Genomic DNA, 13,860 nt, shown 5'->3' with positions numbered 1-13,860 from the left:
AATACCACTTAAGAAGGCTGTTAATTGACTGATTAGCAGCCTTTTTTCGTTATTATCCCGTTAAAGCAAATACCACGGCAATTAGCATAGATAATGCAAATATCACTCTGATCGCACGGGCTTGTTTAGGTTTGGCAAAAATAGGTCGCAATATGCTGCCAAAGAGCAACCACAATATATCGACTACTGTGGCCACCAATAAGCAGGCGACTCCGGTGGCCAAATAGCTATAGCTTATTGTTTCAAGTGGTAAGAGAAATTGTGAAAATATAGCTAAAAACGCGGCATATGCTTTAGGGTTAAGTAGGTTTAATATAAAGCCGTCTTTGAAGTTTGGTGGGTTTATCGGTGCATCGTCGATATTTGTTGGTGCAGTGGCAATTTTATAGGCAATGAATAGGATATAACCGGCACCGACTAATTGGCATATTAGCTTCATAGTTGGCAATGTTATGAACAAACTTGCCAAACCAATGCTGGCGCAGAATATTGCCACGGTTAAGCCAGATAATATACCGAGTAAAAAAGGTATGCCATTTTTGCTACCAAAGGTGGCGCCAGTTGCAGCGAGAGCCAGAGGTGCAGGGCCCGGAGAGCCAAGCAAAAGAGCGGTGGTGGTGAGTAGGGTAAGTAATGCTTCTGTCATTTTAATTTCGATGTTTTATTGTTGATATAATTTTTCTGTTGCTTGCTTTAAATCGGCTTTAGGTAGAAATTGATCTGATATGGTTAAAATGGCATGTAAGTTATTTTGTAGCTTATTAAGCTCCATATCTCCAGGGGTTAATGCGGTTTGCAGTAGGTGTAATGCCATGTCGGCGAGTAATAAGCGTTGCTTTTCTAACCAGTCATCATCGCCAGCTTTAGCTAAATTGTTTAAGTAACTTGTTTCAACCATGCTATGCAATTGCCAGCTTGTATCAATAATGTTTTGTTTGTCGTCGTTAGTCATTTTAATCATATGGTTTTTGTTGATTTTCTTGCTATGAATTTTCGCATGTATCTATCGTAGAAAAGATGAAGGCTCAAAATCTTTTACTGAGCATTCATCACACTTCTTGCAGTTTAGTTGATGGCCAAGCATCTTCTCTCGACTTATTTTATTTAATACCCAAGGGCGATTAATAAACGGTGGCTGATGACGAACATGCTGATTGTGACCGCATTGTAATTTTGCAACCCAATGGTTTTCTTCGTCGATATCAAAACCGATAATTGCTTGTAACATGCGGGTATTTTCACTGATTAATGGTTAGGAAGTTAACTTTTAGCGTTTGGCTCCCAATGCATACCTTCGCATTCTGGTCGACTTAGCACAAAGCCAAATTTTTTATATAGCTCTGGCACATCTGCAAGCAAAGTTATATAGGCGCCTTCGGGAGCTGTATCATTTAAATAAGCCATAATACTGGTCATAATTTTGCTGCCTAAGCCTTGCCCTTGAAAGTTAGGGTCAACAGCGACATCAACTACTTCGAAATTTAAAGCGCCATCACCGACCACACGTCCCATACCCACAACAGCTTTATCATTTAGAATATGGACACCAAAAAGGCTATTAGGCAAAGCCTTTTTGGCCGCTTCTGCCGGGCGAGGTGTTAGTCCTGAAATTATTCTCAAGCGTAAAAAATCGTCAAGAGGTGCTACTTCTTCGATGATCTGTATTGTCATAATTTTTCTCTTAACATTGCTTGAGTTGTGTAGCGCAATTACTAAAATCGGTAACTTGTTTCTATGCTGATACCGTTAAGCTCTATATCGCTGCCTAAATTTATGACATCATAGCCGACTTTCAACCCTAAGCCCATGTCCCATTGATATTTCCAGCCGAATGAGTAGCCAAAGTCAGAGCCATCATCATTAAAGATGGTTTTATCATCGTCTAGAATATCGTAGTCGTACTGCAAAGCGTTTAGCTGCACATATAAACTATTTCTCTTTGAGATAGGAAGTTGAGCTTTAGCACTGATCATGAAGGCACTGTATTCAAGTTCTGAGTCGTTAAAATCGAATATTGCAATAAATGAGCTACTGTCGCCAGTAAGGTAACCTGCACCAACAGAAAAGTTATCGTTGAAACTGTATTGATAAGATAAGGTGTAGTGAGTTGTTGAAATATCGTCTAACTTTTCAGTATTTTCATTTGATTTAGTACTAAGCTCACCAAAATCAGCTTGTAAGCCTATAACATGTGGATTGTCTTGAGCAAAAAGCACTGTCGAAGAAAGTGAGAGGGCAAGTACAGAAAATTTAATAAAACCGGTCATAATACATCCTTATATAAAGTTAGCGGAATGTTAACGTAACTTTTATAAGGATGCTATAGCTTTATAATTATTAACTATTTCAAAATGTTACTTTTTAGCAGGGCGGGAGTCATGCTTAGGAATGTCACAAGTTTCTTGGTACCATGGCGCACGCGATTGCCAAAATATACTGCGTTGCGGTTTAATGTTGATATCCTCATCTAAGGTGCCTGCCGGAACAACGATATTCGCTCCACCTTGGGTTGCCCAAGGTAATGAAGAACCACAACTTTTACAAAAGCTGGTGGCAAAATATTGCGCATCTGGTTGCTCAAACCGACCAACAAGCTCCTCACCGGTTAGCCATTTAAATTGTGCTGGTGGCACAAAAAAGTTTGCGGCATGCGCACTACCGGTAAATTTTCTGCAGCGCGAACAATGACAATATTGAAATGTTTTAATGGGCGCTTCAATAGTGTAGGTAACTTGACCACATAAACAACTGCCTTTCATAATTAACCTCTAGAAAAATCAGATATATTAATAATACTTAATTGGTAACAGCTTACCTTAGGTATTGGCTTTTTTGTAATAAAACTCAGTAGTTATAAGTTTAATACATCTTGCAATAGCGATAAGTTTTTGATTGTGCATAGTAAACATTTTGACTGTAATTATGAATTTATGCGAAAAACATTTGGATGGCGATCACATGCATACTCATGAAATATATCATCCAAGTAAACGGCCAATTGCGTTACGGTCATGTCTTCAGGAATTACCACGTCATACACTCGTGTTGGCATACCTATGTCTGTATCGTTAAATAATAGCCATTGTTGATTTTCTCGTTTAACTAACATCTTTTTACCGAAAACATTAAATTGGTATTGCATAGCTTGACCGCCTTTAACTTCATGGCTAAATAATATCCCATAAATTTAGTTGTTAAAAAAGCAATAACAAGTGTTCAGTAGTATTTTGAAAATTTTTGATTGCACAAGGATACGATTTAAAGCTCTTATCTGTGATAATGGACGTAAGCATTTATATAAATTCTAGGATTCGGTTGAATGATAGATCGTAAGCACCAAAAGTTACTATTTTCTTTTATCATGGCATTGATGATGTCGGGCATAATGTCGCTTGTTATTACCATCTTCAATTTGGGGGTTGTAAGTGACTTATTTTCCATTTGGTTGCAAGGTTGGGGATTTGCATTTTGTGTCGCCTTTCCCACTATTTTGATTGTTTCTCCTTTAGTTCAAAAGTTTGTTATTTTACTTTTGAAAAAGGATTGATTTTAATAAAAAAGTGATAAATATTTTACCTAATGATTAGAAAAGCCTACATGACGTAGGCTTTTCTAATGGTTGAATTCTACTTGTTTTACTACTTTTTGCGCTCTTGTGCACGAAAGTAAAATTAACTCAAAATTACTATGCTTCGACAGTATTCGTGCTGCCTTCTATTTCGCTATCAGTATCGATTTCATTATCTTTAACAAAATACACTGACAATGAACCTAAAATCATCGAGCCACCCGCTAGCATAATAATGTATATCGCTTGGTTGTCGAAAATACTGCTTAGTATCCAGCCTGCGAATAGACCAGAAATTATTTGTGGTGCCGCAATAGTAAAGTTAAATATACCCATATAAACGCCGGTTTTACTCGCCGGTAGTGAACCCGCTAAAATAGCGTACGGCATTGCCAATATTGCCGCCCAAGCCATACCAATACCTATCATTGGAATGAATAAATCGACAGCGCCTTGTGGTACTTCAATTGAGGTTATAAGCAAGTTAACCATAGTAGGCTCGGAATTGGTGATAAAATAAAAGCTTAAATAGCCAACACCACCCGCTAGTAATGACAATGAATACACCAATTTACGACCAAATTTATTGGCAAGTTTGGTTAAGAATAAAGAGAAAATAGCGGCAAATAATGAGTAGCCAGCAAATAAAATACCGACCCAATCACCAGCGGCGCCTTTTGCGGCAGCAATATGCTCAGGGATACCACCAACACTTTCGATGAAAGTAGGGTCAAACCACTTAGCTTCAACACCCCAAACGTTTTGTGCAATGGCTGGCATGGTGTAAACCCACATGATGAATAAGGTAAACCATGAGAAAAACTGCACAACCGCTAACTTTTTCATCGCTTCTGGCATAGTGGTTAATAACTGCCAAAATGCTGATAACTTGTCCGCTAGTGTTTTAACTTGCGCTTGCTCTTTTGCAACGTCTTCAGCATTCATACCTTTATAAGCATAATATTGCTCAGGCGGATGTTCTTTGGTTCTAAACACTGTCCAAAGCACGCATATTATTAATACTGAGGCGCCAATATAAAATGCCCAAGTAACCGAAGGTGCTACTTGGCCAGCTTTTGCGGTATTTTCAAGGCCAATAACATTGGTTAGCACGAAAGGTAAAATTGAACCAATAACCGCACCAACATTAATTAGAAACGCTTGAATTGAATAACCCAGGTTGCGTTGGTTAGCGGGTACCATGTCGGAAACAATGGCGCGAAAGGGTTGAAAGGCAACGTTAAATGCCGCATCCATCAAGGCTAACATTAGGCCACCAAATAGCATTGGCGTAATTAATTCAACAAATAGCGGCGCATTGGGCATTAACGACATGCCAAAAGCGGCAACAACGGCACCAGCTAATATATATGGGCTACGGCGACCAAAGCGATTCCATGTGCGGTCAGAAGCTGAGCCAACAAGTGGCTGAATAATTAAGCCCATTACTGGAGCGACCAGCCAAAATAGTGAGAGGGAGTGAAGATCTGCGCCTAAATCAGACAAGATCCTACTAACGTTAGCATTTTGTAATGCAAAACCAAATTGCACCCCCAAAAAGCCAAAACTTAATGTCCAAATTTGCCAGAAACTTAGTTGTGGTTTTGTGCTCATATATAAACTCTTATTGTTGTCATTTCGGTATTAACGACTACGGTTAATCAGCGATTTTTATCGCCTTGCCGAACACGACTGTGATGTATATTGCCTTCATCTTAGCAATAGTATGAGCCTTGCAACATCAGCTGCATACGTATTCACCACTTTGCATTACTAAAGCTTAATGAAGTCTTGATTTGAAGTCTTATTGGTTAGCGGCGCTATTTTGTTGCTGCTCACGCCACTGTTGCTCACTAATAGCTTCATCTTCGTTATCAAGTCGTTCAATAAATGTGATGCCATCAAGATGGTCTAATTCATGTTGAAAAATACGAGCCAAAAAGCCAATAAGTGTTTGGTGATGTGCGTTGCCTGCTTCATCAAGATAGCTGACTTCAATGCGACTATGTCGAGCAACTAGTGCGCGTTTGCCTTTTACACTTAAACAGCCTTCCCAACCGAGTTCTTGCTGTTGGCTTGCATTGATTATTTTTGGGTTTATCACCACAGTAAGTGGCAGCAACGGTGCATTTGGGTAACGCTCGCTTGGCGCAGAGCACATCAGAAATAAACGTAAACTTACTCCGACTTGCGGTGCGGCAATACCAACACCTTTAGCTTCTTTTACGGTCACTTTGAGATCGGTAATCACTTGCTTTATTTCGCTAGTATCAACATCTGTAATTGCTTGTGCAACTTGCGCTAAAACGGGCTCGCCGCGTTGTAAAATGGTTAAGTTATTCTCGTTAGTCGTTGTCACAATTATGCTTCTTTTTGTGGCTGATTTTTGTTTTTCGAACTAGCTATGTTTGTTGTCTCTTGTGCTGATTCTGGTATTGCTTTAGCGCGTTCTTTTTTAAAGTAAAACCAGCTCACTACAAATAACAGCAATATAAAAGGTAAGCTGGTTAGTACCACAACATGCCAGCCGGCTTTAAATAATATCCATCCCGCCATTAATGACGCCGTGGCTTGAAAACCAAAAATAACAAAGTCGTTAATGGCTTGTACTTTATGACGCTCGCTGGCCTGATAGCTTTGTGGTAACAATGATGTGCCGGTAAGAAAGAGAAAGTTCCAGCCAATGCCGAGTAAAATTAAAGCCCACCAATAATGCATGACTTGCTCGCCCGACAAGGCAATTACCGTAACTAAGGCATATATAATTGTGCCTGCCAGCATTAAGTTCTTTAAACCAATACGCTTTACCAGTAACGCGGTAAATAATGACGGAATAAACATCGCGGCAATATGGCTTTGAATAACCCATTTGGTATCATTTAAGCTGTGGCCATGTAAGTGATGCATACTTAGCGGGGTTGCTGTCATTAGATAGCTCATCAGCGCAAAACCTATCGCGGCAGATAGTATTGCGATAACAAATATCGGTTGTTTAATAATTTCACTTAACGGCCTCGCGTTGCCATGACTATCACTTTGTTGAACTTCTGGATTTTTGAATTTTAACATTAACACCATAGCTATCACGAAAAGCCCAGCAAGAAATAAGAATGAGCCTGCATAACCGTGCGGAGAGCTTAACCAGTCTTTGGCGGTTACCGCTATTTCAGGTCCTAAAAATGCTGAAAAAATGCCACTTAACATTAATATCGATAGAACGGTTGGAATGTCTTTACTATCAGCAATACTCTCGATCGCCGCGAAACGTAATTGCTGAATAAATGCCGTGCTAGCGCCAAATAATAGACTAGCAAAAACAAACATTTCAAAGCTGGCGTTTTTTGCCGCTAGCATCGCCAATAAGGTCCCCAATAAGCCTAAGCTAAAACCCGTATAAGTGGCAAAACGACGGCCTTTCTTTTTTGCCAAAAGAGCCGCTGGAATGGCGGCACTCGCCACCCCTAAAATCATTACCGTTACAGGTAAGGTCACTAATGCGGGATCAGCGCCCATGCTGGTGGCGAGTATTCCGCCGATAAAAACAATCACTGGCGATGCTGCCATCACTAACGGTTGTACTAAAAATAATAGCCAGATATTTCTAGGCAGGGTAAATAAGCGCTGCAAGCCAAGAAAAGTTAGAAACAATAACGCTAGCGTTATTATGATATTTGTTAGCATTAATTGCCCTTGTTAAGAAAGTTAAATCAGCAGATGATAATGATGACGTTTAAGTGTAACTATCATACTGAATTTTTCACGGCTTAGGTGAAATTACCGACCTGAATTGGAGATAAAATCTTTTTAATTAATGATTATAAATTTTTAAATCCAGTGCTAAACTGCCAATCTTCGTTGTTAGGCCGTGATCAACAACGAAATAAATAATAAATTAAATAAGGTTGTTGATGAGAAAAGCCTTGTTCAAGTTCATAACCGTTAAAAAGAGTCGTAATGAAATTTAGTCCATTAGTTCAAGAGCTTATTGATTCACTAAAATGTTTACCTGGCGTTGGCGCAAAATCAGCACAACGTATGGCATTTCACTTACTGGAAAGAAACCGTAATGGTGGCAGTAAGCTTTCGCAAACATTAGGACGAGCAATGGAAAATATCGGCCATTGTCAGCAATGTCGAAATTTTACTGAAGAAGCGTTGTGCGATATCTGCCAAAGCCCGAAACGAAAAATAGCCACGCAATTATGTATTGTTGAAACACCGGCAGACGTTATTGCCATTGAACAAACCGGTGAATTTCAAGGACGTTATTTTGTCTTGATGGGGCATTTATCACCGCTTGATGGCATTGGCCCCGATGATTTAGGCTTAGATGTTTTAGAACAGCAGTTAGCAACAGGGCAGTTTAGCGAAGTTATTTTAGCGACAAACCCAACCGTAGAGGGTGAGGCAACAGCGCATTTTATTGCGGAACTTAGTCAAACCTATGATGTTAATATTTCTCGAATTGCTCACGGCGTGCCGGTAGGTGGTGAATTAGAATATGTTGACGGCAACACCTTGTCGCATGCGCTATCTGGTCGCAAAAACTATAACCTTTAATGAATAACTTGAGCTAGTACGAAGTGAATATATTAATGGAAGCGAGTAAATTGCGATGGCTCAGCATTGCTATGGTATTTGTGTTTTTGCTTGGTTGTGTAAATACCAACCAAGTCACTCGCATTGAGCAAGCTGACTCTGTGATTAAATATCAAAAAAATTCAGCAAGCCCTTTACGCTATGATAATTTGTTTCCTGGAAAGAAAGCCTACCCCATTACCTGCAAAGAAAATTGTTATCCGCCTTCTTCGGTCGTTGAATGTAAATCAGCCGCCGAAAATTGTCGTTTTATTGGCGAAAACGCAAAGCATCAGCTAAACACTGGGTTTATGGTTCGCTGGTTAGGACACGCAAGTTTTTACATTGAAAGCCCCGATGGCACCTCGTTATTATTTGACCCTGTTAGCAAACAGTTTGATTGGCCAGTGAACTGGGCGTTTAAGTTAAGCGGAGGTTTTTTTCGCAATGAACCGACATGGCCGTCAGCAAGTGAAATGGCTGATGTTGATGCGGTTATGTATTCTCATATTCATTACGATCATTTTAATAAAGACGATATATCAAGCATTGGTAATAAGCCACAATATTACGTACCGTTAAGCTTTGCCGAACATTTTCCAAATGATGGTTACGATATAAATGAAATGGCTTGGTATTCAGCTGCCAAACTCGCTGATTTAACCATTAACTTTGTCCCTGCGCACCATTTTAGTAGCCGAATTTTAGTGCCTTATATCTACGAAGATAATGACGCGACACTGTGGGGCGGTTGGGTTATTGAACATGAAGATAAACGCCTATTCTTTGCTGGCGATACTGGCTATTCCCAGCACTTTAAAGCTATTCAACAGCGTTATGGTGATATGGATGTCTGTTTAATGCCTATTGCTTCCTACTTTCACAAAGAAAGTGGTGATTGGTACCGCTATGTGCACACCACGCCAGAAGATGCTTTAGTGGCAGCACAAGAACTTAATTGTAAAGTGATGATCCCATGGGGTTACGGCAATGCAAGCTGGCAAATGGGTGATCATAGTTCACACTCGCCGTTATTAAGGTTGTTAAAAATGCATAAAGAATTGAACTCGAAAATACCCTTGTATGTTTTAAATGAAGGCGATGAAGTCAGCTTCTAAGTTAAGCAAAAGGGATAACATGACATTTTGCTAAAGCTATTTAAGCTCTGTTTCAACAATCACAATTTCGCTATTGCCGATATTTTTCACGTTATGTGTGGTGGCCGGTAGGAACAAGGTTTGTCCGTCACTAGCGGTTAAGGTTTTACTTGCTTTACTACTATCTTTTGGTACTAACCCTAATGTACCGCCTTTAACAAAGTAAACCACACGATTAGCAAACGCGTGGGTATGCATTCCAGATTCAGTGCCGACAGGGTAGGTAAGGCGAACAACTTGTACCTGATCATTTTCCAGCACAATTTCTCGCTTTGGTAGTGCTCTGTTAATGATTTCAGGTTTTTCTAGTACAGCTTGTGTCGCCAAAGTGCTAAAAGATAACAATGGAATACAAAAGAGAACAACAGCTAACGATGGTATTTTCCAGCTATGTCGGCTTTGTCGCTTATTTATCACCTTATTCTCCTGTTACATTGCTGCATTAAGTTGTTGTAAGTTTGGCTGCCACTTATGGTCGTTTGACCTTACTGCAATCATGTTAACTATTGCCCAAAAGAGAAGCAATTGATCAGCAAAAAATTAATATAATATATATTTTAAGTGTTAATTCCTTTAAGGCTCAATGCCATTTTTTTGCCTAGGGGCTGTTGATCTTTGTTTATTAATTCAGCTGAGAATTAAAATTGCCTTAATTAAGGCGAAAATAGTGCAATTTAGTCATCTAAATCAGTCATTTTCAACGCAAAGTAAGGCAATTTTAGACTCAGCCCTCTGGGCAATGACTATTTTTAACGCTAGCAGCATTAGAATCTCACTTATTTGGAACAACCAAACATCGTTCATTCTGCTTTGCTAACGTTAAAAATAACCTATTGCTGAAAATATAAACAAAGATCAACAGCCCCTAATGTTCGCGGATATTGTTTTCCATTTTTTGCAATTTTAGCACTCGACTCTGGTCAATAATTGAGGAATTAATAGTGCTTTTTTGGTATAGCTTCAATGCTTCTGTTGCACTCTGTTTATCACCTTCTAACCCTCGTTCTGCCAATATTTTAAATTTCTGACTTTCGACAAATGTAGCGGGTAAGCTACTACTGTTTTGCTGTAACCATGGCGTGATTTCAATCCCCGGTAAGTTTGGCTCGCTACGTGCTTTAATAATGCTTTCCAGTTCCAAAACTTGCGGGGATGGTGCTATCGAAAGTTTTTTGGCTGAATTCAAGGTTTGCTGGGCTTGTGGTAAGGCATCGAGTTGCAGGTAGCCTTGCATAGCCTTTTGATACCATTTTCCGGCCTCAGCATTTTTACTTTTGCAATTTTCTTTTTGGCGAGCAAGGTTACAAGCGTAGCCATCTGCCAAAAGTTTCGCGAGTTGTGGCAATTCAGGTTTTGTTTGCTTTTGCCTTTTTGCTAAGCGCTCTGCAGTGTATATGGCATTACTTAGTTGAAATTCGGCACCACGGGTATTACGGCCAAAAATACCGAGGTCAGCATACAATTTTCCAAGCAAAGTGTGATGACGATTAATGGCTTTTAAATCATCTCCTTCATAGGCCTTGGCCTTACTTCTGAAAAGTAAATTCTCAATTGCTTGGAAGTTCTTTCCATCGAGATCAAGCTGCTCTTTATAAAGTTGTTGTAGCCTAGCTAAGTCAGTAAGTAACTCCAGTGTTACGGCTTTCTCATCTCTTAACTCGTGCCGATAAGCGAATACATTAGGTGAATAATAGAGTGCACCTAGCCAGATATCATGGGCTGTAGATACATTCCCTTTCAGTAAATGACGATGCCCAGCACTCCAACCAGCCAGCGCTAAAGTAAGGGTTCTAAATTCATTTTCTGTCCACCATCCTCCGTTGTCACGACCCGTTTGCATAATACGTCGATTGAGTTTTACGTTATGTTCGTTGGCACCTAAATATTGAGCAGATACTCGGCGATATAACTCGGCAAATACTGGCTCTTTCTCTAGATCAAAAGTTTGCATAATTAACTCAGCGTTGAGCTGACGTTGTTCACTCATGATGTGAACCCAGCCAAGTGCGGCATTATCCCAAACTGACATTTCTATTTCGGTTTTGTGCTTAGCCACTGCTGCATATAACTTGCTAGCGTGTGTTGGATATTTGGCCCTGTTTTTGTTAGCAAAAGTTAATAGTTCTTCTGCTAGCTTTGATGTCGGTTTTGATGCAAATGCGGTAATTAGCCGATTAAGTGTGCCGTCACTGTGTTTTAAGGAATAGGCCTTCAGCAAATAAATGGTTGCGGTAGCGGCATCGTTTTGTTTCATGCTTAATTCGGCAATAATTTCGCTTGCTTCCATTTTTTGATCAACATTGTTAAGTGATGGCAGCAGCTTAATAAGCCCTCGATGATCTTCTAATTGCTCTAGCACCAGTAGTAAATTATTAATGCTGGCACTATGGCTTGGGCGCAATTTTAATATGGTCAGATATTCATCTCTTGCAAGCGATAATAAACGGGTCGCTTGTCGTTTAGCACTTATAGTCTCTGGTTTTGCTATAAACTTGGCACGCTGGCTGTTAAGCCAAGCTCTTGAAAATATCGCGCTTAGCTTGCAATTCTCTTGTGCGGTTTTATCTTGCCCAGCTGCAGATATGCAGTGATTTTTTTGTCTTTCTATACTTTGCATTGCTTGCTGCGATTGGCCTTGTTTTACGTATTGCTCTAGTGTTTGTGCATTTGCGATAGCTTGCATTGCGGCAATGACCAAAGCTATTACGCTAAATAGTTGCGTAAGAGGTTTCATTACTCACCTCCTTGCGCAAAATTTACGCTGGCAGGTGAAACTTCAGTAAGTGCGTCTGATTGCTCACACAATCTTTCATAACTTACGACATGAACAGCCAATACTTTCGCTTGTTCTGGCGCGGTCAATAAACTGGAAACATCACTTTCTGCTTTAGTGAAGGTAGTGATATGGTCATCGCGGTGTTTTTTAACTTCTGCCGAAAATTCATCTTCAAATCCTTCATCGGGCACCATGCTAGTAATACGTAATTTGCTGCGTTTGTAAAGACAAAGGGCTTTTGCAGAATGTTGAATAAACCAGCCTTTAACAGAGCCTGTGTTTTTAAAGGTAGCACTGGCGGTGAAGCTTACATGGCTAAGCAATTCCCCAATGATATTGTTATGTTTTTCTCTTACGTCTTGACTTAACGATTGGGTAATTGACATTGGTGTGTCTGCACCTGACAGACTTGAGGCGGCATCTCGAAACAACCATTTTAGCTCTTTTGCTAGGGGAATATTTTTTTTATTCAAACTCAAGTAAATGTAGTAATCTTGAATATTATGCATAGGTTGTGCACCAGATGCTGTCGGTGGCGCGATACGAAACAGTAATTGATGCTCTGCAGGTGTTGTTGAAGGAACAAAATTAAAGTAGCGGATAAGATCTTGCAGTGTTTGCACAAGTTCAATTTCAGCCAAACGTTTTGCTTCGTTTGTCATTTCACTACCCAGCACATTGGCATAGCTATCACTAAGCGTAACTGATATCTGAATTGTTGTTTTGTTATTAGCCTGCGCCTTTTGCAAGCCAACTACAGACAGAATCAGCACTATGACTAATATTTTCCAATTCATTTTTTAAATCCTCTTGGATAAAATCGAATATAGGCAAATCTTGATAAGGGGCGCTAGTCACCTTGCTTACCATACCTGCGGAGTATTGTTGACGATCGACATTAATAATGAGTGCGCAGATTAGTTGTCCGGGCGCTATGTCGTTTTTTAAGGCCAATGGTTTGGGATTTCGCCAGCGTAATAACAAAATAGCGGCGGTTGTCGCATTTGTGTTGGTTGCTGTTAGCTCAAGCCGCCAATCATTGTGCAAGCTGCTTGGCTGCTGTCGAACAGGACCATGAAACCAGGCAGATTTCCCTTGTTGTTCAGTTAGCTTCTCGAACTTTCCTGCCTTATTTTGCCGGTAAAGTTCAAACCAGCCTTTATTAGCCAGAAGTGCATTACTCTGTCCGGCTGGACGAAACAGTAATGTGGGTTGCTGCATTAGATCTCGTTTGGGAACTATTGTTGTACCTATAAATGGTTGCAGCGCTATGACTTTGTCGAGGTAGCCGGCAAGGCTTAGCGTATACTCGTTTGAAAAGGGATTAATAAACACTAAGAAACGGGTAGGTTTGCCGGGCTGTGTTTGTGCCTTCGATATTGGTTTTTCAGCATTAAGTGCTGTCAGACTGACATTACGCTTGTTGTTGTCGGCTAATGGCGTAATGTGTATTGAGGTAACCGTCAGGGCAACAATAAAGCTCAGCAAATATAAAATGCTAATTACACGCTGGTTAAGGTGGCGTTTTATTTTATTGCGTAAACCACTTTTAATTTCTTCTTGCTCGTTAGGGTCAATTAAAAAATCTACAACATAAGTGAAAGCAGCTGCGCCAAAAGGCACCCCGAATAATACACCGAGATTAGTTGTGCCTAAATGTCTGGTTAGCCAAAAATTAACTAGGGCGAACCAGAGCGCAATCAAAATGACATTGATTAACATGAAGCGAATATCCTTTTTACTTTATCGCCGTAACGGCCTTTCAATTTATAGCGCAGCTT

The 13,860-nt window shown here is 40.0% G+C and carries 17 protein-coding genes; 3 read left to right on the top strand and 14 right to left on the bottom strand.

What is annotated here, in order from left to right:
* Nucleotides 1-52: 52 nt before the first annotated feature.
* The 7 genes from AC27JP_RS10325 to AC27JP_RS10295 form a co-directional block, all read right to left on the bottom strand.
* Entirely contained in the window at nucleotides 53-646 is a 594-nt protein-coding gene (locus AC27JP_RS10325) for a LysE family translocator (RefSeq protein ID WP_487114713.1), read from the bottom strand.
* A gap of 15 nt (nucleotides 647-661) precedes the next feature.
* Nucleotides 662-952, bottom strand: coding sequence for a hypothetical protein (locus tag AC27JP_RS10320; RefSeq protein WP_487114711.1), 291 nt, complete (start codon nucleotides 950-952; stop codon nucleotides 662-664).
* A 51-nt stretch (nucleotides 953-1,003) separates the two neighbouring features.
* Entirely contained in the window at nucleotides 1,004-1,228 is a 225-nt protein-coding gene (locus AC27JP_RS10315) for a DUF3565 domain-containing protein (RefSeq protein ID WP_487114709.1), read from the bottom strand.
* A 32-nt stretch (nucleotides 1,229-1,260) separates the two neighbouring features.
* Nucleotides 1,261-1,671 (bottom strand): GNAT family N-acetyltransferase, encoded by a 411-nt coding sequence (locus AC27JP_RS10310; protein ID WP_487114707.1) that lies wholly within the window; start codon nucleotides 1,669-1,671, stop codon nucleotides 1,261-1,263.
* 41 nt (nucleotides 1,672-1,712) lie between these two features.
* Nucleotides 1,713-2,267, bottom strand: coding sequence for an outer membrane beta-barrel protein (locus AC27JP_RS10305; RefSeq protein WP_487114705.1), 555 nt, complete (start codon nucleotides 2,265-2,267; stop codon nucleotides 1,713-1,715).
* An 87-nt stretch (nucleotides 2,268-2,354) separates the two neighbouring features.
* Nucleotides 2,355-2,759: a GFA family protein gene (locus AC27JP_RS10300; protein ID WP_487114703.1), complete on the bottom strand. Its 405-nt coding sequence runs from the start codon at nucleotides 2,757-2,759 to the stop codon at nucleotides 2,355-2,357.
* A gap of 161 nt (nucleotides 2,760-2,920) precedes the next feature.
* Nucleotides 2,921-3,142, bottom strand: coding sequence for a DUF7661 family protein (locus AC27JP_RS10295; protein ID WP_487114701.1), 222 nt, complete (start codon nucleotides 3,140-3,142; stop codon nucleotides 2,921-2,923).
* Between the two features lie 177 nt (nucleotides 3,143-3,319).
* Between AC27JP_RS10295 and AC27JP_RS10290 the strand changes: the two genes are divergently transcribed.
* Nucleotides 3,320-3,547, top strand: a complete 228-nt coding sequence (locus AC27JP_RS10290) for a DUF2798 domain-containing protein (protein WP_487114699.1) — start codon at nucleotides 3,320-3,322, stop codon at nucleotides 3,545-3,547.
* Nucleotides 3,548-3,685: 138 nt separating this feature from the next.
* On the opposite strand, the gene AC27JP_RS10285 is transcribed toward AC27JP_RS10290, so the two are convergent.
* The 3 genes from AC27JP_RS10285 to AC27JP_RS10275 form a co-directional block, all read right to left on the bottom strand.
* Nucleotides 3,686-5,182: an MFS transporter gene (locus AC27JP_RS10285; RefSeq protein ID WP_487114698.1), complete on the bottom strand. Its 1,497-nt coding sequence runs from the start codon at nucleotides 5,180-5,182 to the stop codon at nucleotides 3,686-3,688.
* Between the two features lie 190 nt (nucleotides 5,183-5,372).
* Complete coding sequence (gene def, locus AC27JP_RS10280; protein ID WP_487114696.1) at nucleotides 5,373-5,927, bottom strand: peptide deformylase; 555 nt, start codon at nucleotides 5,925-5,927, stop codon at nucleotides 5,373-5,375.
* A gap of 2 nt (nucleotides 5,928-5,929) precedes the next feature.
* On the bottom strand, nucleotides 5,930-7,249 hold the full coding sequence (locus tag AC27JP_RS10275) for an MFS transporter (protein ID WP_487114694.1): 1,320 nt from the start codon (nucleotides 7,247-7,249) through the stop codon (nucleotides 5,930-5,932).
* 273 nt (nucleotides 7,250-7,522) lie between these two features.
* On the opposite strand from AC27JP_RS10275, the gene recR reads away from it, so the two are divergent.
* Nucleotides 7,523-8,128, top strand: coding sequence for a recombination mediator RecR (recR, locus tag AC27JP_RS10270; protein ID WP_487114692.1), 606 nt, complete (start codon nucleotides 7,523-7,525; stop codon nucleotides 8,126-8,128).
* Nucleotides 8,129-8,163: 35 nt separating this feature from the next.
* Complete coding sequence (locus AC27JP_RS10265) at nucleotides 8,164-9,264, top strand: MBL fold metallo-hydrolase (protein ID WP_487115199.1); 1,101 nt, start codon at nucleotides 8,164-8,166, stop codon at nucleotides 9,262-9,264.
* Nucleotides 9,265-9,300: 36 nt separating this feature from the next.
* Here AC27JP_RS10265 and AC27JP_RS10260 read toward each other — a convergent pair whose 3' ends face one another.
* The 4 genes from AC27JP_RS10260 to AC27JP_RS10245 form a co-directional block, all read right to left on the bottom strand.
* Nucleotides 9,301-9,720, bottom strand: a complete 420-nt coding sequence (locus tag AC27JP_RS10260) for a cupin domain-containing protein (protein ID WP_487114690.1) — start codon at nucleotides 9,718-9,720, stop codon at nucleotides 9,301-9,303.
* Between the two features lie 448 nt (nucleotides 9,721-10,168).
* A complete protein-coding gene (locus tag AC27JP_RS10255; RefSeq protein WP_487114688.1) occupies nucleotides 10,169-12,037 on the bottom strand; it encodes a hypothetical protein in 1,869 nt (622 codons plus the stop codon).
* The gene (locus tag AC27JP_RS10250; protein WP_487114686.1) at nucleotides 12,037-12,876 is read right to left on the bottom strand and encodes a hypothetical protein; all 840 of its coding nucleotides are present in this window, start codon (nucleotides 12,874-12,876) and stop codon (nucleotides 12,037-12,039) included. Before AC27JP_RS10250 ends, AC27JP_RS10255 begins: the two co-directional genes overlap by 1 nt.
* Nucleotides 12,809-13,801 (bottom strand): hypothetical protein, encoded by a 993-nt coding sequence (locus AC27JP_RS10245; protein ID WP_487114684.1) that lies wholly within the window; start codon nucleotides 13,799-13,801, stop codon nucleotides 12,809-12,811. The genes AC27JP_RS10250 and AC27JP_RS10245 overlap by 68 nt, the downstream gene beginning before the upstream one ends.
* Nucleotides 13,802-13,860: the final 59 nt, after the last annotated feature.

Source organism: Colwellia sp. SU-HH01172 (genome assembly GCF_057553355.1).
Note: the sequence above shows the minus strand (reverse complement) of the source record. Positions and strands in the feature narration are given on the sequence as shown.